Below are 21236 nucleotides of genomic sequence, written 5' to 3'. Positions count from 1 at the left end.
GGGCCGAGTTCCCCTGAGTCACGTCTGCGAAAGGCGATCGTTCTTGGCTGCATCATCGAGCACCGTCTCCGACAGCTTCGTGCACCTGCATGTGCACAGCGAGTACTCCATGCTGGACGGTGCCGCGAAGATCAAGCCGCTCATCGCCGAGGCCGCCCGGCTCGAGATGCCTGCGCTGGCCATCACCGACCACGGCAACATGTTCGGCACGTACGAGTTCTACTATGCGTGTCAGGCCGCCGGGATCAAACCGATCATCGGTCTCGAGGCCTATCTGACCCCCGGCACCAAACGCCAGGAGCGCTCCCGCGTGCGGTGGGGCAGCGGCGGCGAAGACGACGTCTCGGGCGGAGGTTCGTACACGCACGCGACCATGCTCGCCGAGACGACAGAGGGTATGCACAACCTCTTCCGACTGGCGTCGCTGTCGTCGATCGAGGGCTTCTACTTCAAGCCCCGCATGGATCTCGAGCTGCTGCAGCAGTACGCCAAGGGCATCATCGCGACCACGGGCTGCGCCAGCGGCGAGATCCAGACCCGCCTGCGCCTCGGGCAGTACAAAGAGGCGCGCGAGGCGGTGGCGCGCTACCGAGACATCTTCGGACCCGAGAACTACTACTGCGAGATCATGGATCATGGGATCGACATCGAGCGCCGTGTGATGAGCGATCTGCTCGATCTCGCCAAAGACCTGCACCTGCCGCTGGTGGCGAGCAACGACCTGCATTACACGCATGCCGAGGATGCTCATGCGCACGCTGCGCTGCTCTGCGTGCAGTCAGCCTCGACTCTTGACGATCCCAAGCGATTCCGCTTCGGCAGCGATGAGTTCTATCTGAAGACTCCGAAGCAGATGCGCGAGCTCTTCCGCGATTATCCCGAGGCCTGCGACAACACGCTGCGCATCGCGGAACGCTGTGAGGTGGAGTTCGTCAAGCGCGACCTGACGCCGAAGTTCGACGTGCCTGAGGGCGAGACCGAGCTCTCATGGTTCAAATCGGAGGTCGAGACCGGTCTGCACTCCCGATACGGTGAGACTGTTCCCGATCCGGTTCGCGAGCGCGCGAACTACGAGATGGGCATCATCGAGCAGATGGGGTTCCCGGGCTACTTTCTCGTGGTCGCCGACTTCATCCAGTGGGCGAAGGGCAACGGCGTGCGCGTCGGTCCCGGGCGAGGGTCGGCCGCCGGATCAATGGTCGCTTATGCGATGCACATCACTGAGGTCGATCCGCTCGAGCACGGCCTCATGTTCGAGCGATTCCTGAACCCCGAACGCGTGTCGATGCCCGACGTCGACGTCGACTTCGACGACCGTCGTCGCACCGACGTGATCAAATACGTCACCGAGAAATACGGCTACGACCGGGTCTGCCAGATCGTCACCTACGGGTCGATCAAGGCGAAGCAGGCTCTGAAAGACTCCTCACGCATCCTCGGTCTGCCGTATTCGGCCGGCGAGAAGCTCACGAAGGCGTTCCCGCCTGCCGTCATGGGCAAAGAGATGACTCTCGAAGAGATGTACGACCCCGACGCGAAACGCTACCAGGAGGGCGCCGAGTTCCGCGAGGTCGTCGAAGACGACGAGGTCTCGCAGAAGATCCTAGAGACAGCGCGAGGCATCGAGGGGCTGAAGCGCCAGTGGGGCGTGCACGCGGCCGGCGTGATCATGAGCCAGGAGGCTCTGATCGACAACATCCCCATCATGAAGCGCGAAGAAGACGGCGCGATCATCACGCAGTACCCGTACCCGGCGTGCGAGAACCTGGGGCTGCTCAAGATGGACTTCCTCGGTCTGCGCAACCTGACCGTGATGGGCGATGCGGTCGACTCGATCAAGCAGAACCGCGGCGAGACGCTCAATCTGCAAGAGATCGCGCTCGACGACAAGCCGACGTATGACCTGCTCTCCCGGGGCGACACGCTCGGCGTGTTCCAGCTCGACGGCGGGCCGATGCGCACACTGCTCAAACAGATGAAGCCAGACAGCTTCGCCGACATCTCGGCCGTGATCGCGCTGTACCGCCCAGGGCCCATGGGCATGAACTCGCACACGAACTATGCGCTGCGCAAGAACGGCCTGCAGCCGATTCAGCCCATTCATCCCGAGCTCGAAGAGCCGCTGAAAGACATTCTGGGCGAGACGTATGGTCTGATCGTCTATCAGGAGCAGGTCATGGGCGTCGCCCAGAAAGTGGCCGGCTTCACTCTCGGTCAGGCCGACATGCTTCGTCGTGCGATGGGCAAGAAGAAGAAGTCCGAGCTGGACAAGCAGTATGCCAACTATCACCAGGGCATGGTCGATCGCGGATATTCCGAAGAGGCGGTCAAGGCTCTGTGGGACACCCTGCTGCCCTTCGCCGGCTATGCCTTCAACAAGGCGCACTCGGTCGGCTATGGGGTCGTCTCGTACTGGACGGCGTTCCTCAAGGCGAACTACCCGGCCGAGTACATGTCAGCCCTGCTCACCAGCGTGGGCGATTCCAAAGACAAACTCGCGATGTATCTCAACGAGTGCCGGCACATGGGAATCTCGGTGCTGCCGCCCGACGTGAACTCGTCGTTCCTCGGGTTCTCGGCGGTCGACAAAGACATCCGCTTCGGGCTGGGCGCGGTGCGCAACGTCGGCGCGAACGTCGTCGAGGCCATCGTGAAGACGCGTGAGGCTGAAGATCCGTTCACCAGCTTTCACGATTTTCTGCGCAAAGTGCCGCTCACGGTCTGCAACAAGCGCACCATCGAATCGCTGATCAAGGCGGGTGCCTTCGATTCGCTCGGCAGCACGCGCCGTGCCCTGATCGAGATTCACGAGCAGGCCGTCGACGAGGCCGCCAAGCTCAAGCGCAACGAGGCTCATGGGCAGGTCGACCTGTTCGCCGGCATGTTCGATCTCGACGAGCAGCCGGGCGCCGAAGTGCCCGATCGACCCGAGTGGGACAAACACATCAAGCTCTCTTTCGAGCGCGAGATGCTCGGTCTCTATGTGTCCGACCATCCGCTGCACGGGCTCGAACGCGAGCTGTCTCGGCACGCTGATGCGAACATCGTCGACATCACCGGCGGCGAGCGGTTCCACGACGGCGACAAGGTGGCCATCGCCGGGCTCATCACGAGCGTGCAGAAGCGCATCGCCCGCAACAGCGGCAACGAGTACGCGATCATCGAGGTCGAAGACTTCACCGGTGAAATGTCGGCCCTCTTCATGGGCAAGACGTTCCAGGAGTTCTCACCCGCGCTGGTGGCCGACTCCATCGTCGTGGTGCGCGGTCGCATCAACGAGCGCGACGACGGCGCGACGCTGCACGCGTACTCGATCTTCACACCCGAGATCAAGGGTGCCGGGGGAGCCGGCCTGCCGCTGATGCTGAGCATCCCCGAGATGTCGGCGACACCTGAGATCGTCGAAGACCTGTCGTCGATCCTGGTGCGTCACACCGGTGACACCGAAGTGCTGCTCAAACTGGTCACGCCCGGCGCGGAGCGGGTCTTCGAGATTCCCTATCGGGTCAGCGTGACCGCCGCTCTCTACAGCGAGCTCAAAGCGCTGCTCGGCGCCGGCTGCATCGATTGAGGCCGGATTCGCATCTCATCCGCCGAGGCAGCGTCGACACGGGGCGCAGAGTAGACTGTTGAGCGTGATGCACACTATCGATTTTCGCGAGCAGAACGTCCACTCCCTCTCTCTGAGAGACCAGCTTCCCCGCCCGCACCACGACGTCGCCGCCGCAGAGCAGGCTGCTCAGCAGCTCATCGCCGACGTGCGGGCGAACGGTCGCGCGGCGCTGATCGATCAGGCTCGGCGTTTCGACCATGTGCAGATCGAGGAGTTCCGAGTCGGTCAGGCAGACATCGACGCCGCCGTTCGCGAACTCGACCCGACCATCCGCCACTCGCTCGAGATTGCCATCGAGCGCGTGCGCCGGGCGACGGAGGCGCAGCTGCGCGATCCGGTCGTCACGACGTTCCCCGGTGGGTCGCGCATCACGCAGCGATGGGCGCCGGTGCAGGCTGCTGGGCTCTATGTGCCCGGTGGCAAGGCAGTCTACCCGTCGAGCGTGATCATGAACGTCGTGCCCGCACAGGTCGCAGGCGTGGAGCGGCTGGCGCTCGTCTCTCCGGCGCAGCAGGCCTTCGGCGGTGCCGTGCATCCGCTGACCCTGGCAACCGCCGGCCTGCTCGGCCTCGACGAGATCTACGCGCTCGGCGGAGCCGGCGCGATCGCGGCCCTGGCCTACGGCGTTCCTGAGATCGGCCTGGATCCCGTCGACGTGATCAGCGGGCCCGGCAACGCCTTCGTCGCGGCGGCGAAGCTCGCCGTCTCACGCGACGTCGCGATCGACTCGGTCGCCGGCCCCACTGAGATCCTGGTCATCGCCGATGCGCACGCTGACGCCGATCTGGTCGCGGCTGACCTGCTGAGCCAGGCCGAGCACGATGAGGATGCCTCCTCGGTCTTGGTGACCGACTCCGAGACGTTCGCCGATCGAGTTCGTACGCGGCTGAGCGATCGGCTGGACCGCACGCCCAACCGTGAACGGGCGTCGGTGGCCCTGCACGGGGAGCAGTCGGCCGTGGTTCTGGTGGATGACATGGATGCCGCGCTCGCGGTGAGCGACGCCTACGCACCCGAGCACCTCGAGATCGTCACCGAGAACGCCGAGCACTTGGCCGATCGTGTGCGCAACGCCGGCGCGATCTTCGTCGGCCCGTATTCGCCGGTGCCGCTGGGCGACTACATGGCGGGTTCGAATCACGTACTGCCGACCAGCGGACGTGCGCGATTCAGCCCGGCACTGGGCGCGTACACCTTCCTGCGCCCGCAGCAGGTCATCGAGTACACACGCGACGGCCTGGCCGAGATCGCTGAGCCCATCGAGCGCTTCGCCGAGGCCGAGAAGCTCAACGCGCACGCCGAGTGCATCGCCGCACGATTCGAGAGCAAGGCCTGACCCGCAGATGCATTGTCCTTTCTGCCGTCACCCAGACTCGCGAGTCGTCGACTCCCGTACCTCAGACGACGGCACGTCGATTCGCCGCCGTCGTCAGTGCCCGGCCTGCGGTCGCCGCTTCAGCACGATCGAGACGGCGTCACTGTCGGTGGTCAAGAGCGGGGGAGTGCTCGAACCCTTTCGCCGCGACAAGATCATCGCCGGGGTGCGCAAAGCCTGCCAGGGGCGACCGGTCAGCGACAGCGATCTCGCTCTGCTCGCTCAGCGGGTCGAAGAGACGATCAGGCAGAGCGGAGCCAGCGAGGTCAAATCGCATGACGTCGGGCTCGCCATTCTCGAGCCGCTGCTCGAACTCGACGAGGTGGCATATCTGCGCTTCGCGAGCGTCTACCGCAGTTTCTCGTCGATCGACGACTTCGAAGAGGCGGTGAAGCGACTGCGCGACCGAGCAGCCGCACACACGACCGAGAACGACCAAAAGGCTTCGCCCGCGAAGGGCACCCAGAGGGGCGACGCATGATCTACCGGCTGCTGTTCGACAATGTGCTCACGCGTATCGATCCTGAGAAGGCACATGTTCTCACGGTCGCGCTGCTGCGCATCGCTCATGCCATGGGAGTCGGTGCGGTCGCGAGAGCATGCACTCGTCCAGACCAGGTTCTCGAAGTCGAAGCGTTCGGTCAGCGCTTTCCCACGCCGTTCGGCATCGCTGCGGGGCTGGACAAGAACGCGGTCATGTTCGAGGCGCTCGGCGACCTCGGGTTTGGTCACGTGGAGGTCGGAACCATCACCGCCGATCCGCAGCCGGGCAACCCTCGGCCTCGCCTGTTCCGGCTGCCGGCCGATCGGGCGCTCATCAACCGCATGGGCTTCAACAACAAGGGAGCATCGGCAGCTGCGGTCCGACTTCGTGCACGTGACCCGCGATCACCGCTGCGAGTCGGCGTCAACATCGGCAAGAACAAGATGGTTCCGCTTGATGAGGCGCTCGAGAGCTACCAGCGCTCCGCCGCTGAGCTGGCGACGCTCGCTGACTACCTCGCCGTCAACGTGAGCAGCCCGAACACACCAGGGCTGCGCTCGCTGCAGCACGTCGAGACGCTGCAGCCCCTGCTCAGCGGAATCCGCGAAGTCGCTGGGAGAACGCCGGTGCTGGTCAAGATCGCGCCGGACATGAGCGATGACGAGCTCATCGCCATTCTGGACATGGCGACTGATCTGGGGCTCGCCGGAATCATCGTCACCAATACGACTGTGACTCGGGAGGGCCTGACCGCTTCACCCGCAGACGTCGAGCGGATGGGCGCCGGCGGTCTCTCGGGACGACCTCTGCACGACCGTTCGCTCGAGGTGCTGCGACTGCTCGCCGCGCACAACGATGCCCGACTGCCGATCGTCTCGGTGGGCGGCGTTCGCGACGCAGACGACGTGTGGGCGCGTCTCGAGCTCGGCGCGACTCTCGTGCAGGGGTACTCCGAGTTCATCTATGCCGGTCCGGGATGGGCCCGACAGATCAACCGAGAGCTGAAGAAGCGGCTGCAGCGCAGTCGGTTCTCATCGTTCGCCGAGCTGACCGCAGCCGCCTACCAGTGAGTCAGAGGCGACGACTCGGGTCGAACTCGCCACGCTTGACCGCAGGCTTCGGCAGGCGCATGCCGCGCATCTGAATGGCTCGCATCGCCGCATAGACGCCGAGCCCCTTCTCGACCTCGTCTTTGCCGAAGCGGTCGGCAGCGATCTTCCGGGCCTTGCGCCCGATCACGAACGAGTCGACGAGCAGAGCGGCGACGAAGACCCAGAGGCCGACGGTGTAGATCGTGACGATCATCGGCTGGCGGATGAAGGTCAGCACGATGACGACGATCATCACGGGAAGCATGAACTCGCCCAATGACCAGCGGGCGTCAACGTAGTCGCGGATCAGGCGCTTCTGCGGACCTTTCTCTTTCGCCGGAAGGTATCGGTCGTCGCCAGCGGCCATGCCGAGGCGCGCCTTCTCTCGGTCAGAGCGGGCACGCGCCTTCGCCTCCTTGCGATCGTTCGGGATCAGGGGGCGCTGGTTTCGTGCCTCAGCCTCGCGCCGCTTCGGGGTGGGGCGTCCCTTGCCCTGACTCGCCGTCTCGTCAGCCGACTCGTTGTGGTCGTTGCCCTGTGCGGAATCGTGGTTCCTGCTGCTCACGCGTGCTGCTCCTGGAAATCGAGGTCTGCCGGATCGACGCGGAGCGCCGACCGTCGAGCGCCGTCTCCGGCGCACTGCTCCAGTCTATCCGGTGCAGGATGTCGGGGCGCCGATGAGTCGCAGCCGATGTGCTGGTGAGGTCTTCGAGCGCTCCGAGGGCAGCGGGAACATCGAAGTGCGCGACGGCGTTGCAAACGACGTAGGATGCTTGCAGAGATCGCCGGGCGTCGCCGACGTGCGGTCCAGCTGAAGAAGGAGACCATCGTGGCAACCGACACCATTGAGAAGCACAACGTCGCGCTCACCGATTCTGCCGCAGAGAAGGTGCACGCTCTGCTCACGCAGGAGGGCCGCGAAGACCTTCGGCTGCGTGTGGCCGTTCAGCCCGGGGGCTGCTCAGGCCTTATCTACCAGCTCTACTTCGACGAGCGGCTTCTCGATGACGATCTGCTCGCCGAGTTCGCCGAAGGTGTCGAAGTCGTCGTCGACAAGATGAGCGCGCCATATCTCGACGGTGCGACCATCGATTTCGAAGACTCGATTCAGAAGCAGGGCTTCACGATCGACAACCCGAACGCGCAGGGCTCATGCGCGTGCGGCGACTCGTTCCACTGATCCGGCAGCATCGTCAGGCGGCGGGGGGGGGGGGGGGGGGGGGGGGGGGGGGGGGGGGGCGGGGGGGGGGGGGGGGGGGGGGGGCCCCCCCCCCCCCCCCCCCCCCCCCCCGCCGCCTGCGGCTTGTCCGGGGCGAGGCCAGAGCGCGCGCTGATCATGATGTGGGTTTCACAGCCGATGCACGGAAAAATCGACCTTTGGATGTGCATATGGTCAGAGAGACGACTCGGAGCGGGTAATATGGGTAGTGCGTCGATTTGTGTCGATGCTGCGTTCAGAAGCTACCGATAGGAACAATGGTGCGTTCGAGAGTGAAGAGAGCCGTCGCTGCAAGCGGCGTCTTGGGCATCGCGGCCCTGGCGTTGAGCGGGTGTTCGGATGACGCGAAGCGAGGGTTCCTCCCCGCGTCAGACACCACTGACCACACTCAGCAGATCACTGATCTGTGGGTTCATTCATGGGTCGTGCTCTTGGGCGTAGGCCTGGTCGTCTGGGGCCTGGTCGTCTGGTGCGTCGTCGTCTACCGGCGTCGCAAGGGTGACACCGGCGTGCCGGCGCAGACTCGATACAATCTGCCGATCGAAGTTCTCTACACCGCTGTGCCGTTCGTCCTGATCATCGGATTCTTCATCGCGACCGTGCACGTGCAGTCGGCGACAGAGGCGAAGGCGACGCCTGCCTATGACGGAGCAGACGTTCAGGTGCAGATCGTCGGCAAACAGTGGAGCTGGGACATCAACTACCTCACCAACGACGGTGCTCCTGATGTTCACGAAGACGCTGGTGTCCAGGCCGACTACGTGACCGGTCCGACATTCGACGAGTCGAAGCTGCCGACGCTGTACCTTCCGGTCGACAAAGAGGTCAAGATCAAACTCGACGCGCGCGACGTCGCGCACTCGTTCTGGGTGCCGCAGTTCCTGTACAAGAAAGACCTGCTCCCGGGCGTGCACAACAACTACTGGACGTTCACCCCTGAGAAAGAGGGAACGTTCCCGGTCAAGTGCGCCGAGCTCTGCGGCGAGTACCACTCCATGATGCTCATGAACGTGAAGGTCGTCTCTGACAGCGAATACCAGGCGCACGTCACCGAGCTCCGCGAGCGTGGCAACACCGGTGCGCTCGGCCATGAGCTCGACCGCCGCCAAGATCTGAAGTACAACTCCACCGATGCCGAGCAGACGCACAGCGCGGCCGCCGTGACAGAGAATTGAGAGGAAGAGAACAATGACTTCCGCAACAGCAGTCGCGGGCTACTCGCCCAAGCTGGGTAAGAAAGGTCACTCGATCGTCAGATTCCTGACGACGACCGACCACAAGACGCTTGGATACCTGTACATCGTCCAGTCGTTCGTGTGGTTCCTGTTCGCAGGCGTCCTGGCCCTGCTCATCCGTGCTCAGCTGTTCGAGCCCGGCCTCCAGCTGATCCCGACCAAAGAGCAGTACAACCAGCTGTTCACCATGCACGGCATCATCATGCTGCTGATGTTCGCGACACCGCTGTTTGCCGGTTTCGCCAACGTTCTGGTGCCCCTGCAGATCGGCGCGCCCGATGTCGCCTTCCCGAGACTCAACGCACTGGGCTTCTGGACGTACACCGTCGGCTCGCTGATCGCGGTCGCCGGGTTCCTCACCCCGCAGGGCGCGGCATCCTTCGGATGGACGGCATACGTTCCGCTGTCGACGTCGACGTACTCGCCCGGTATGGGCGGAGACCTCTGGGTCATCGGTCTCGCCATGTCGGGTTTCGGCACGATCATGGGTGCGGTGAACTTCATCGCGACGATCGTCTCGCTGCGTGCTCCGGGCATGACGATGTGGCGCATGCCGATCTTCACCTGGAACACCCTGGTCACGAGCATTCTGATCATCATGGCGTTCCCCCCGTTCGCAGCGGCTCTCTTCGCGCTGTTCGCCGACCGCAAGTTCGGCACGCACATCTTCGATCCAGAGACCGGTGGGGCCATGCTCTTCCAGCATGTGTTCTGGTTCTTCGGGCACCCCGAGGTCTACGTCATCGCTCTTCCGTTCTTCGGCATCGTGTCTGAGATCATTCCCGTCTTCAGCCGCAAGCCGATCTTCGGCTACCGCACGCTGGTGCTGGCGACCATCTCGATCGCAGCGCTCTCGGCGACGGTCTGGGCTCACCACATGTACGTGACCGGTCAGGTGCTGCTTCCGTTCTTCTCGCTGATGACGATGGCCATCGCCATTCCGACCGGTGTCAAGTTCTTCGACTGGATAGGCACGATGTGGCGGGGGTCGTTGACCTTCGAGACGCCGATGCTCTGGTCGGTCGGCTTCTTGATCACCTTCTGCTTCGGCGGACTCACCGGTGTGATCCTGGCCAGCCCGGCTCTCGACTTCCAGGTGTCTGACACCTACTTCGTTGTGGCCCACTTCCACTACACGCTGTTCGGAACCGTCGTGTTCGCCATGTTCGCCGGGCTCTACTTCTGGTGGCCGAAGTTCACGGGCAAGATGCTCAACGAGACGCTGGGAAAGGTGCACTTCTGGCTCCTGTTCATCGGCTTTCACACGACGTTCCTCGTGCAGCACTGGCTCGGCGCGATGGGCATGCCCCGTCGTTACTACACCTACCTGCCGCAGGACGGCTTCACCGTGCTGAACCAGGTGTCGACCATCGGGGCCGCGATTCTGGCCATCTCGTTCCTGCCGTTCTTCTGGAACGTCTACATGACCACTCGCTACGGCAAGAAAGTCACCGTGGATGATCCGTGGGGATTCGGGGGATCGCTCGAGTGGGCCACCAGCTGCCCGCCTCCGCGTCACAATTTCACGGCGATCCCGCGCATCCGCTCCGAGCGGCCGGCCTTCGATCTGCACCATCCCGAGCTCGCACACGCGACGGCGAAGCAGACCGAGCAGGCCGATCGCCATGAGGCTCTCGCAGACGTGCCGGCTGTGCGCGCCGGCGGCAAGAAGGAGAACTGAGAATGAAGACCGCAGCACATATCTTCTTCGGCATCGGCCTGTTCTTCCTGGTCGGGCTGGTCGCATACTTCGTGTGCAGTCTCGCCTTCGTCAACGACGGCGTCGGACTGTTCAATCCGGCTGTGCCGATCGAGCCCGCAGGCGCGACGGTGCTGGCTCTGGCTATCGGAATGGCGTGGTTTCCCGCCTTCTACTTCTACAAGGCGTCGAAGAACGCCGGTGGAACTCTTCCCGAGGACAACCTCGAGGCGAAGATCGAAGACGCCGATCCCGACTACGGCTGGTACAGCCCGTGGAGCTGGTGGCCTTTCGCGCTCTCGCTGGCAGCTGGAGTGATCTTCCTGGGACTGGCAGTCGGAACCTGGATGACGATCATCGGAGGCGTTCTGCTGATCGTCGCAGTGATCGGCTTCTCGTTCGAGAACCACCGCAATCGGCTGGCGCACTGAGCGCCTGCTGACCAAGCAGAGCAGCGGCCCCGCATCTTCTTTAACAGATGCGGGGCCGCTGCTCTTTGTCGTCTTGGTGCGAGATCAGACCGAGCGCGATGCGAAGAACTTCAGGAAGTCATCCCACGAGACGCGCTGCAGCGGGATTCGCCAGTCGGGAAGACCGACCTCAGCGGCCGCCGCCGCGGAGTAGATGAAACGGAGATGAAGGCGGTCCGTTCGACCTTCCACCCCGACGCCGGTCTCCGACTCTGCGTCACCCGCCGGGTCGTCTACGAGCACACCGGTCGAGCCGGGGCGATCGGCACGGTGCACGACCCAAGTGTTGTCGGCTACTCGCGTGAATCGAACCGGAACCTCGTTGCGCACGAAGAGCTCGACACTGCCGAACTCGCGAGGCAGCTGCTCCGGCTTCTCAAGCGGAAAGTACCGCTGCCCGTCGATGACGACCGGGCTGACGCGTTTCGTGAACATGCTGAGGCCTCCTTGTTTCTCGGCTCGTCGACGCCCCATTGCGTCTGACAGGCCCTGGCACATCACCAGGTGGTTCGCATTCTAGGAGGGTTGCGCTGAGAACTCCGCATCCTGGCTGAGAGCAAATATGATTGATCAGCTGACGGTGGCAGACCTCGGCGGCAGCTGAGGTGCCTGACGGCGGGGTGCGCCTGGAGACCGGGGAGAGTGCATGAGGCAGGAGGGCGGGGGAGTGCGGAGCGGACTCAGTCCTGTTTCTCGTCTGCTTTCCATGGGGTGAGACGGAAACAGCCCCGGTGCCACGCGATCCGCGTGGTTCCGGGGCTGTCGGCCTGTGGGCGATACTGGACTCGAACCAGCGACCTCTTCCGTGTGAAGGAAGCGCGCTAACCAACTGCGCCAATCGCCCATGTGCGTGGCCACACATGTGTCACGACGCTGTGATGCGTCATCCGTGCAGGCAACTCGACAAGTATAGCGTACTTTTTCGAGGCCGTGCACACCCTGCGGTAGGATGGTCAGGTCAACAGCAATCACTCACGCGCGGACCGCTTCGTATCGGTCGGCGCGGCCATGCTCAAGGAGCTCCGGTGTCGTCACCCATCACCATCACTGTCAACGGCGAGCACAGGGAGGTGGCAGCTGGGACGACCGGCGCCGATCTCTTCGCCGACCACCGCGACGTCGTCGCCCAGAGAGTCGACGGGGAGCTTCGCGATCTTGCCGGCGCAGTCGACCAGGGCGAGACCATCGAGTCTGTGACGATCGACAGTGCAGACGGGCTCAACATTCTTCGTCACTCGACAACGCACGTGCTGGCGCAGGCTGTGCAGCAGGTGCGCCCCGACGCGAAACTGGGCATCGGCCCGTTCATCACCGACGGCTTCTACTACGACTTCGACGTCGCGGAGCCCTTCACCCCCGAAGATCTCAAGCAGATCAAGAAGGTGATGCAGCGCATCGTCAAGCAGGGGCAGCGCTTCGTGCGTCGTCCCGTCTCAGAGGCCGACGCCCGTCTCGAAGAGGCGAACGAGCCGTACAAGCTCGAGCTGATCGGGCTCAAAGGCAACGCCGGTGACGACGAGGAGTCGGTCGAGGTCGGCGGCAGCGGCCTCACCATGTACGACAATGTCGATCCGAAGAGCGGCGAGACGATCTGGTGCGACCTGTGCCGCGGGCCCCATCTGCCGAATACCCGCCTGATCGGCAACGGCTTCGATTTGCTGCGCACCTCGGCGGCCTACTGGCGCGGTGATCAGGCGAACGCACAGCTGCAGCGCATCTACGGCACGGCGTGGCCGACCAAAGACGAGCTCAAAGCCTATGAGCATCGCCTCGCCGAGGCGGCGAAGCGCGACCACCGCAAGCTCGGCGTCGAGCTCGACCTGTTCAGCTTTCCCGATGAGATCGGGTCAGGGCTGCCGGTCTTCCATCCCAAGGGCGGCATCATCCGCAAGGTGATGGAAGACTACTCGCGCCAGCGTCACGAAGAGGCCGGCTACCAGTTCGTCTACACGCCGCACATCACCAAATCCCATCTGTACGAGGTGAGCGGTCACCTCGACTGGTACAGCGACGGGATGTTCCCCCCGCTGCACGTCGACGAAGAGCTCGATGCCGAGGGCAACGTCAGGCGTCAGGGGCAGTTCTACTACCTGAAGCCGATGAACTGCCCGATGCACAACCTGATCTACTCGAGCAAGGCGCACAGCTACCGTGATCTGCCGCTGCGGCTTTTCGAGTTCGGCACCGTCTACCGGTACGAGAAGAGCGGTGTGATCCACGGTCTGACTCGTGCCCGCGGGTTCACCCAGGACGACGCGCACATCTACACGACTCGCGAGCAGATGAAAGACGAGCTCACCAGCGTGCTGCAGTTCGTGCTCGACCTGCTGAAAGACTATGGCCTCGACGACTTCTACCTGGAGCTCTCGACCAAAGACCCGAAGAAGTACGTCGGTGACGACGCGGTCTGGGAAGAGGCGACCCGCACGCTCCAGGAGGTGGCCGAGGCCAGCGGCCTCGAACTGGTGCCCGATCCCGAGGGCGCCGCATTCTACGGCCCAAAGATCTCGGTTCAGGCGCGCGACGCCATCGGTCGCACCTGGCAGATGAGCACGCTGCAGCTCGACTTCAACCTGCCTGAGCGCTTCGGCCTCGAGTACACCGCACCCGACGGCTCGCTGCAGCGCCCGGTGATGATCCATCGCGCGCTCTTCGGCTCGATCGAGCGCTTCTTCGGCGTGCTCACCGAGCACTACGCCGGTGCGTTCCCGCTGTGGCTGGCTCCCGAGCAGGTCGTCGGCATTCCGGTGGCAGACGAGTACGCTCCGTATCTCGAGGATGTCGCGGCGCAGCTGCGTGCCGTCGGGCTGCGCGCCAGCGTCGACACGTCTGATGACCGCATGCCCAAGAAGATCCGCACGCACTCGAAGCAGAAGGTGCCGGTCATGCTGATCGCCGGCGAGGACGACCGCTCCTCGGGCACGGTGAGCTTCCGCTTCCGTGACGGTTCGCAGTGCAACGGGGTGCCCGTCGCCGAGGCGATCACCTGGCTGCGCGGGCTCGCCGAAGCCCGGGTACAGGTCAGCAGCGCGGTGGATGCCACGGCTGTTCCTGGCGTCGAGGTGCCGGTCGTCGCGCAGAATGAGGTCGTCGAGCAGCAGGCGAAAGCCGCAGCCGCAGCCGAGTAGCGATTCGAGACGGGCCGGCGCCGCATGCTGCTGCGGCGCACGGCATCCGTCGATGGTCGCAGGTCGACTCGGCCCAGCGGGCCAGCCGAGACCGAACCATCATCACGAGTAAGATTCATCGAGAGATCACGAACAAGGAGTCACATGTCAGGCCACTCCAAATGGGCGACCACGAAGCACAAGAAGGCCGCGATCGACGCGAAGCGCGCCAAGGCCTTCGCGAAGTACATCAAGGGCATCGAGGTGGCCGCACGCCTGGGCGGCGGCGACCCTGAGGGCAACCCGACCCTCTTCGACGCCATTCAGAAGGCGAAGAAGAACTCGGTGCCCGCCGACAACATCACCCGCGCAGTCAAGCGCGGCTCGGGCGAGGTTGACGGCGGTGCGAAGTACGAGACCATCATGTACGAGGCGTACGCTCCGGGCGGCGTCGCACTGCTGGTCGAGTGCCTCACCGACAACAAGAACCGTGCAGCGGCCGACGTGCGCACCGCGCTGACGCGCAACGGCGGCACACTGGCCGACCCCGGATCGGTCTCATACAACTTCAGTCGCAAGGGCGTCGTCACCGTCGCCAAGGCTGACGGGGTCACCGAGGATTCCATTCTCGAGGCCGTGCTCGACGCCGGCGCCGAAGAGGTGATCGACAACGGCGACGAATTCCGCGTGCTCAGCGAGCCGAACGACCTGGTAGCCGTGCGCCAGGCACTCGTCGCCGCGAACATCGACTACGACTCGGCAGAGAACGAGTTCGTGGCCGGCCTGCAGATCGACGTCGACATCGACACCGCGCGCAAGCTGTTCCGCATCATCGACTCGCTCGAAGACAGCGACGACGTGCAGAACGTGTTCGGCAACTTCGATGTGAGCGACGAGATCGTCGAGACGCTGGCCGAAGAAGACTGACATGTCAGTCATCCTGGGCGTCGACCCCGGCCTGACCCGCTGCGGGTTCGGCATCGTGGAGTCGCACCCGGGGCGACGCGTGTCGCTGGTCGATGTGGGCGTGATCCGCTCAGACCCGGGCATCGACATCGCGGTGCGTGTGCATCGCATCTCGCATGAGATCGACCGGCTCATGCGGCGACACCGGCCTCAGGCCGTATCGGTCGAACGCGTCTTCGCACAGCAGAATCTGCCGTCGGTGATGGGCGTTGCCCATATCATCGGTGCGGTGATGCACCTCGCCGGCGAAGCCGGAATCCCGCTGGTGCTGCACACTCCCAGCGAGGTGAAGGCCGCGGTCACCGGCAGCGGACGAGCAGACAAGCCGCAGGTGCAGCAAATGGTCGCGAGACTGCTCGGCATCGACCACGTCGACGGGCCGCCCGATGCGGCCGACGCGCTGGCTGTGGCGATCTGCGAGTCGTTCAAGCCGACGGCGAGCGATGCGAGGGATGCGTCACCGGCCGGTGAGACCGCGGCGCAGCGGCAGTGGCGGCTGGGTCGCGAGCGAGGCGGGGCGACCCCGAGGGTCACCGCGAGCGAGGCGGCCAAGATGGGGCAGTGGAAGATGAGGCGAGGATGATCGGATCACTGAGGGGCACCGTCGCCAGCGCGGTCGTGAGCGCCGGGGCAGACCAGCTGCTGATCGACGTCAACGGCGTCGGCTACCTGGTCTCGGTCACCGCCGAGCAGGCCCGGAGTCTGCGTGAGGGCGATGAGGTCAGCGTGCTCACCGTCATGATCGTGCGAGAAGACGCCGTCACGCTGTTCGGATTCCGTACTCCCGAAGAGAAAGGGCTCTTCGACGTGCTGCGCACGGTGAGCGGGGTGGGGCCGAAGCTCGCCCTCGCCGTGCTGAGCGGCTTGTCGCCGCAGCGCATCGCTCAGGCGGTCGCCGATGAGGATGCCAAGACCTTTCAGACCATCTCGGGCATCGGGGCCAAGACGGCGAAGCTGATCACCGTACAGCTCGCCGGGCGCATCGCACCACCGGCGCCCACGCAGTCGGCCTCTCCGGCATCCGCCGCGGCATCGGTCAACGTGGTCGCCGCTCTGGTCGGACTCGGCTGGGCCGAGCGCGACGCACAGCAGGCGGTCGTCCGAGCCGTCGAGGTGGGTGCGAAAGGCGATGACGCGCTGCTTCGTGCCGCACTGGCCCTGCTCGGCGGTGCCCGATGAGCGCGACACGTCGCTCCGGCGCCTCGACGGGCGACGACGCGCCGCACGGTGAGACCGCCGCCGAGAGCATCGTCTCGCCGACGCCGCTCGACGACCGTGACTCGGCCAATGACGTCGCATTTCGACCGCAGCATCTCGACGAGTTCGTCGGGCAGCGTCGCGTGCGCGAACAGCTCGATCTCGTGCTGCAGGCCGCCAGAGTGCGAGAGCGCGCAGCTGATCACATTCTGCTGGCCGGGCCTCCTGGGCTCGGCAAGACCACGCTGGCCATGATCGTCGCACACGACTTGGGCCGACCGCTGCGCCTGACCAGCGGCCCGACCATCACCCACGCAGGCGATCTCGCGGCGATTCTCAGCTCGCTCACCGAGGGCGAGGTGCTCTTCATCGACGAGATCCATCGCATCGCGAAGCCGGCGGCAGAGATGCTCTACCTCGCGATGGAGGACTTCCGCGTCGATGTCATGGTGGGCAAGGGCCCGGGGGCGACATCGATTCCCCTCGAACTGGCGCCGTTCACGCTGGTCGGTGCGACGACGCGCGCCGGAGCCCTGCCGGCGCCGCTGCGCGACCGTTTCGGGTTCACCGCGAACATGGAGTTCTACCCGCCCGAGGAACTCGCCCAGCTGCTGCACAGAACGGCCGGACTGCTCGAGATCGAACTCAGCGAAGACGCGATCGTCGAGATCGCCTCTCGCTCCCGAGGCACACCGCGCATTGCGAATCGACTGCTGCGCCGCGTTCGCGACTATCTCATCGTGCATCCCGACGAAGGGCCGCTGCAGGCCGTCTCGTCGACGCTCTCGCTCTACGAGGTCGATGCACTCGGCCTCGATCGGCTGGATCGGGACGTGCTCGGCGTGCTGGTCCGTCAGTTCTCTGGAGGGCCGGTCGGTCTGGGGCCGTTGGCGATGAGCGTCGGCGAAGAGACCGACACTCTGGAGTCGGTCGTCGAACCATACCTGGTGCGCAGCGGTCTTGTTCTGCGGACGCCGCGGGGCAGGGTCGCGTCGAGACAGGCCTGGCTCCATCTGGGCCTGATTCCGCCGGAGGCGAAACTTGGATCCGCAGAGAACGCACAGCCCACGCTTCTGGACGATTAGGGTAGCCTAGTCACTTGGATCGGGGCGTCTCTGCGTGCCCGATGACCGCAACCGACGATGAGAGTGGAGATTTATTCCATGGATCCAATGCTTCTGATTCTGCTGGCGGTATTCGTCGTGCTGATCTTCGTGACGTTCCGCAACAACAAGAAACGGCAGCGGGAGGCGAAGCAGACTCAGGACAAGGCCGTCGTCGGCGCCCAGGTCATGACCAGCTTCGGCCTGTTCGGAACGATCCGTGACATCGACGAGGCCAACAACACTGTGACGCTCGAGTCGACACCCGGGACCTTCGTGCGCGTGCACCGCCAGACCATCACCAAGGTCGAGTCATCACCGGCCGACGACGCCCAGGCCGCTGCCGTGACGCCAGACTCGACATCGGCCGCCGAGCCGCTCACCGCCGAAGACGGCTCGCCGAAGTACGGCCTGCGCAGCGATGAGAACGACCGTTACAACGGCGGTTCGAACTATGACACGACCGCTGATCATGCTGACGCGTCGTCGCAGGATGACGACAAGCCCAAAAACAACTAGATGACACACGAATGAGCCGGTGCCCATGCGCATCGGCTCATTCGCGTGAGTGGTCAGGTCTCGACGAGACGACCACACAGCCGGGGGGAACGACCGCTCGGTTCGGTGCGCTGACCGACTGGTCATGTGCTCTTGATGACGAGGAAGAACGACACAGTGGCAGCAAGCGGTCCGGTGCGACAGGCACGCAAGTCTCTGATCTGGCTCGGGGTGGTGATCGTCGCTCTCGCGGCGACCCTGGGCGGCGGCATCCTCTGGGGCGGAGCCTCCGCGACGCCGAAGCTGGCACTCGATCTGCAGGGCGGCACCGAGATCGTCTTGGCCGCACAGACCGAGGACGGCAGCGACCCGAGCGCCGACCAGATGAAGCAGGCACAGAGCATCATGCGTCAGCGCGTCGATGCGGGCGGTGTGTCCGAAGCCGAGATCACGACGCAGGGTGGCCGCAACATCGTCATCAGTCTTCCCGGAGACCCCACCGATGAGCAGCTGCAGCGCATCCGGTCGTCTGCGAAGCTCGAGTTCCGTCGGGTCTGGCGCTCTGCGAGTGCCACCTCGACGACGCCGACCACCGCGGGCGCCACCGAGAAGGTGCCCACCCTCGACGGTGAGGATCCCGCTGTGACCGCGGCTCGCACGACAGCGTCGAACGACATCATCGCGCAGTTCGACGCGTACAGCTGCGTGGTCCCCGTGGACGGGTCGGCTGCAGCGAGCGGAGACGACGCATCGCAGCAGCAGTACAAGATGGCCGACCCCGTGCCCAACCGCACCTCGGTCGACGCCGACGGCACCAGCGTCAGCAGCGCGGATCTGCCGAAGATCGCCTGCAGCGCCAACGGCGAGAAGCTCCTGCTCTCGCCCGTCGACCGTCAGGACGAGAAGGCCGATGGGGCGCTGCTCGACGGCGAGCAGCTGAGCGACGCCAAGGCGGGCCAGCAGGCCGGCCAGAACGGCACCGTCACCAACAACTGGGTCGTGAACATCGAGTTCAACGACATCGGCACCGACATGTTCCACAAGGTCACCAGCGATCTCACCAGCCAGACCGAGCCGGCCAACCGTTTCGCCGTCGTGCTCGACGGGCAGGTCATCGTGGCCCCGACGTCGAACGCCATCATCACCGATGGTCGCGCGCAGATCAGCGGCCAGTTCACCCAAGAGAGCTCGCAGACGCTCGCCGACCAGCTCAAGTACGGCGCGCTGCCGATCAGCTTCGATGTGCAGAGCCAGAACAAGATCACTCCGACACTCGGCTCTCAGCAGCTGGTCTACGGACTCATCGCCGGAGCGATCGGTCTGCTGGCCGTCGTGGTCTACTCGCTCTTCCAGTACCGTGCGCTCGGTCTGGTCACGATCGTGTCGCTGGTGCTCGCCTCGGCCATCACCTACCTGCTCGTCACCCTGATGTCGTGGTCAGAGGGATACCGACTGTCGCTGGCCGGCATCGCAGGTCTGATCGTGGCGATCGGCATCACCGCCGACTCCTTCATCGTCTACTTCGAACGAATACGCGACGAGCTCAGAGACGGGTCGACCCTGATCCCGGCGGTCGAGATCGGCTGGAAGCGGGCTCTGCGCACCATTCTGGCATCAGACACGGTGAACTTCCTCGCAGCCGCCGTGCTCTACCTGCTGGCTGTGGGCGGAGTGCAGGGCTTCGCCTTTACGCTGGGCCTGACCACCATCGTCGACCTCGTGGTCGTGATGCTCTTCACTCACCCGATGATGCAGCTGCTCTCGACCACACGCTTCTTCGGCGAGGGACATCATTTCTCGGGACTCAACCCGCAGATGCTCGGCAACGCGTATCGCGGGCGACTCAATCTGGACTTCGCGGCTCGTGCGGCCGAATCAGCAGAACCAGGCAGCCGCAAAGCCAAGAAGTCGCGCCGAGCGGCCGGGGAGGCCGAACGACGACTGACCATCGCCGAACGCAAGGCTCGCGCAGCGGGCTTCGAACCGCATCCGCATGACGTCGTTGACCCGGCCGAGTCGGACCCGACGAACGACACACCGAAGAGTGCTGCCCAGACAGACTCGGCAGCCGATGAGAAGAAGGGGGAGCAGCGCTGATGGCCGCCTTCTCGCAGCTGGGCTTCGACCTGCATTCAGGCAAGCGTTCGATCAATTTCACCGGCCGGTGGAAGCTCTGGTACCTCATCGCCGCCGTGCTCATCCTGCTCTCGGTGATCCTGCCGATCGCTCGAGGCGGCTTCAACCTCGGCATCGAGTTCCGCGGCGGCAGTGAGTTCCGCGTGACGCACGTGGCAGACCCACAGGAACAGCCGGCCCGAGACGCCGTCGAATCGGTGCTGCAGAACAGCGAGACCGAGCCGCGCATCGCGGTCATCGGCGACGACACCATTCGTGTGCAGACTTACCAGGTCAGCGAAGACGAGTCGAAGCAGATCTCATCGGCTCTGGCACAGACGTATCAGGTGCCGACCGACGACGTGGCGGTCTCGTACATCAACCCGAGCTGGGGAGCTGACGTCGGCGCGCAGGCGCTGCGCGGTCTGGTCATCTTCCTGGTGCTGGCCTCGGTGCTGATGGCGATCTACTTCCGAACGTGGAAGATGTCGCTGGCGGCGATGCTCAGCCTCTTCCACGACCTCGTCGTCACCGCCGGCATCTACGGTGCGGTCGGCATCGAGGTCACCCCCTCGGCGATGATCGGCTTTCTGACAATTCTCGGCTACTCGCTGTATGACACCGTCGTCGTGTTCGACAAGATTCGCGAGAACACGCGCGGCTTCGAGGAACAGAAGTCCCGCACGTTCGGCGAACTGGTCAACCTCGCGGTCAACCAGACGCTGATCCGATCGATCAACACGACGGTAGTGGCCCTACTGCCGGTCGCCTCGATTCTGTTCATCGGCGGGCTTCTCGGAGCAGGCACTCTGCGCGACATCTCGACGGCACTCTTCATCGGCATCTTGGTCGGGGCGTACTCGACGATCTTCTTGGCGGCTCCCACGTATGCGCTGCTGCGCAGCAGAGAGCCGAAGATCGTGAAGCATGACGCAGCCGTCGCCGAGCACCGTGTCGGGCTCGAAACGGTTGAGCCGAAGGTGGGAGAGACCGAGGAAGCCGCGGCAGCCGATGCGAAGTCTGCAGACGAACCGAGTAATCTGAAGTAGTCAGGAGCACGACCA

Annotated in this window: 18 protein-coding genes and 1 tRNA gene; 16 read left to right on the top strand and 3 right to left on the bottom strand. The window is 64.4% G+C overall.

Annotation, left to right across the window (positions count from 1 at the left end; genetic code table 11):
* Positions 1-43: 43 nt before the first annotated feature.
* The 4 genes from dnaE to LRX77_RS08340 all read left to right on the top strand — a co-directional run bounded on the left by dnaE (position 44) and on the right by LRX77_RS08340 (position 6542).
* Entirely contained in the window at positions 44-3571 is a 3528-nt protein-coding gene (gene dnaE / locus LRX77_RS08355) for a DNA polymerase III subunit alpha (RefSeq protein ID WP_269453791.1), read from the top strand.
* A 67-nt stretch (positions 3572-3638) separates the two neighbouring features.
* Positions 3639-4949 (top strand): histidinol dehydrogenase, encoded by a 1311-nt coding sequence (gene hisD, locus LRX77_RS08350; protein WP_231832541.1) that lies wholly within the window; start codon positions 3639-3641, stop codon positions 4947-4949.
* 7 nt (positions 4950-4956) lie between these two features.
* Positions 4957-5469, top strand: coding sequence for a transcriptional regulator NrdR (gene nrdR / locus LRX77_RS08345; protein WP_231832441.1), 513 nt, complete (start codon positions 4957-4959; stop codon positions 5467-5469).
* Positions 5469-6542: a quinone-dependent dihydroorotate dehydrogenase gene (locus LRX77_RS08340; RefSeq protein ID WP_231832540.1), complete on the top strand. Its 1074-nt coding sequence runs from the start codon at positions 5469-5471 to the stop codon at positions 6540-6542. Before nrdR ends, LRX77_RS08340 begins: the two co-directional genes overlap by 1 nt.
* Position 6543: 1 nt before the next feature.
* Here LRX77_RS08340 and LRX77_RS08335 read toward each other — a convergent pair whose 3' ends face one another.
* Positions 6544-7128: a DUF3043 domain-containing protein gene (locus LRX77_RS08335; protein WP_231832440.1), complete on the bottom strand. Its 585-nt coding sequence runs from the start codon at positions 7126-7128 to the stop codon at positions 6544-6546.
* A gap of 264 nt (positions 7129-7392) precedes the next feature.
* Between LRX77_RS08335 and LRX77_RS08330 the strand changes: the two genes are divergently transcribed.
* The 4 genes from LRX77_RS08330 to ctaF all read left to right on the top strand — a co-directional run bounded on the left by LRX77_RS08330 (position 7393) and on the right by ctaF (position 11147).
* Entirely contained in the window at positions 7393-7743 is a 351-nt protein-coding gene (locus tag LRX77_RS08330; protein ID WP_318655640.1) for a HesB/IscA family protein, read from the top strand.
* A gap of 296 nt (positions 7744-8039) precedes the next feature.
* The gene (gene ctaC, locus LRX77_RS08325) at positions 8040-8957 is read left to right on the top strand and encodes an aa3-type cytochrome oxidase subunit II (protein WP_269453789.1); all 918 of its coding nucleotides are present in this window, start codon (positions 8040-8042) and stop codon (positions 8955-8957) included.
* Positions 8958-8970: 13 nt separating this feature from the next.
* A complete protein-coding gene (gene ctaD / locus LRX77_RS08320) occupies positions 8971-10698 on the top strand; it encodes an aa3-type cytochrome oxidase subunit I (protein WP_231832437.1) in 1728 nt (575 codons plus the stop codon).
* Positions 10699-10700: 2 nt separating this feature from the next.
* Positions 10701-11147: an aa3-type cytochrome oxidase subunit IV gene (ctaF, locus tag LRX77_RS08315; RefSeq protein WP_231832436.1), complete on the top strand. Its 447-nt coding sequence runs from the start codon at positions 10701-10703 to the stop codon at positions 11145-11147.
* Between the two features lie 84 nt (positions 11148-11231).
* Here the strand turns inward: ctaF and LRX77_RS08310 are convergent, their stop codons facing one another.
* Together LRX77_RS08310 and LRX77_RS08305 are read right to left on the bottom strand one after the other, a co-directional pair.
* Positions 11232-11621 (bottom strand): hypothetical protein, encoded by a 390-nt coding sequence (locus LRX77_RS08310; protein ID WP_231832435.1) that lies wholly within the window; start codon positions 11619-11621, stop codon positions 11232-11234.
* Positions 11622-11956: 335 nt separating this feature from the next.
* Positions 11957-12030 (bottom strand) — tRNA-Val (locus tag LRX77_RS08305).
* 181 nt (positions 12031-12211) lie between these two features.
* Between LRX77_RS08305 and thrS the strand changes: the two genes are divergently transcribed.
* The 8 genes from thrS (at position 12212) to secF (ending at position 21221) form a co-directional block, all read left to right on the top strand.
* Positions 12212-14314 carry a threonine--tRNA ligase gene (thrS, locus tag LRX77_RS08300; protein WP_231832434.1) on the top strand — a complete coding sequence of 701 codons (2103 nt, stop codon included), beginning with the start codon at positions 12212-12214 and terminating at the stop codon, positions 14312-14314.
* 144 nt (positions 14315-14458) lie between these two features.
* Positions 14459-15220 carry a YebC/PmpR family DNA-binding transcriptional regulator gene (locus LRX77_RS08295; RefSeq protein WP_231832433.1) on the top strand — a complete coding sequence of 254 codons (762 nt, stop codon included), beginning with the start codon at positions 14459-14461 and terminating at the stop codon, positions 15218-15220.
* Between the two features lies 1 nt (position 15221).
* Positions 15222-15842 (top strand): crossover junction endodeoxyribonuclease RuvC, encoded by a 621-nt coding sequence (gene ruvC / locus LRX77_RS08290; RefSeq protein WP_231832432.1) that lies wholly within the window; start codon positions 15222-15224, stop codon positions 15840-15842.
* On the top strand, positions 15839-16438 hold the full coding sequence (gene ruvA, locus LRX77_RS08285) for a Holliday junction branch migration protein RuvA (RefSeq protein WP_231832431.1): 600 nt from the start codon (positions 15839-15841) through the stop codon (positions 16436-16438). Before ruvC ends, ruvA begins: the two co-directional genes overlap by 4 nt.
* A complete protein-coding gene (gene ruvB, locus LRX77_RS08280) occupies positions 16435-17541 on the top strand; it encodes a Holliday junction branch migration DNA helicase RuvB (protein ID WP_231832430.1) in 1107 nt (368 codons plus the stop codon). The genes ruvA and ruvB overlap by 4 nt, the downstream gene beginning before the upstream one ends.
* A gap of 78 nt (positions 17542-17619) precedes the next feature.
* Positions 17620-18078 carry a preprotein translocase subunit YajC gene (gene yajC, locus LRX77_RS08275; RefSeq protein ID WP_231832429.1) on the top strand — a complete coding sequence of 153 codons (459 nt, stop codon included), beginning with the start codon at positions 17620-17622 and terminating at the stop codon, positions 18076-18078.
* A 156-nt stretch (positions 18079-18234) separates the two neighbouring features.
* On the top strand, positions 18235-20154 hold the full coding sequence (secD, locus tag LRX77_RS08270; protein WP_231832428.1) for a protein translocase subunit SecD: 1920 nt from the start codon (positions 18235-18237) through the stop codon (positions 20152-20154).
* A complete protein-coding gene (gene secF / locus LRX77_RS08265; RefSeq protein ID WP_231832427.1) occupies positions 20154-21221 on the top strand; it encodes a protein translocase subunit SecF in 1068 nt (355 codons plus the stop codon). The genes secD and secF overlap by 1 nt, the downstream gene beginning before the upstream one ends.
* Positions 21222-21236 lie beyond the last annotated feature (15 nt).

The organism is Pseudoclavibacter sp. 13-3, assembly GCF_021168475.1.
GTDB lineage: Bacteria > Actinomycetota > Actinomycetes > Actinomycetales > Microbacteriaceae > Pseudoclavibacter_A.
Note: the sequence above shows the minus strand (reverse complement) of the source record. Positions and strands in the feature narration are given on the sequence as shown.